The organism is Streptomonospora wellingtoniae (assembly GCF_031845375.1).
In the GTDB taxonomy this organism is placed as follows: Bacteria; Actinomycetota; Actinomycetes; order Streptosporangiales; family Streptosporangiaceae; genus Streptomonospora; species Streptomonospora wellingtoniae.
The window spans coordinates 1-273 of the sequence record NZ_JAVREK010000092.1 but is presented as its reverse complement, the minus strand read 5'-3'; the positions used below and the strand labels follow the sequence as shown (position 1 = coordinate 273).

The 273-nt window shown below is 60.1% G+C and carries 1 rRNA gene; it reads left to right on the top strand.

From position 1 onward, the window contains the following. Positions 1-213: 213 nt before the first annotated feature. Positions 214-273, top strand: a 5S ribosomal RNA gene (gene rrf / locus RM446_RS24765); the annotation flags it as partial.

Here is a 273-nt window from a genome sequence, read left to right as displayed (position 1 = left end):
GATGACTGGGTTGATAGGCCGGGTGTGGAAGCCTTGTGAGGGGTGGAGCTGACCGGTACTAATAGGCCGAGGGCTTGTCCGCCGTGGATGCTGGGTGCTCGCGCATGCTGTTTTTTGCCTGGCCGGCTGCTGCTGTTGTGGTGGTGGGTTGGGTGTTCTTGGTTTTCCTGCGCACCTGTCTGGTGTTTGTGGTGGGTGTGTGGGTGTGTGGTTTGCGGTGGTGATAGCGGGAGGGTCACACCCGGTCCCTTTTCGAACCCGGTCGTTAAGCCT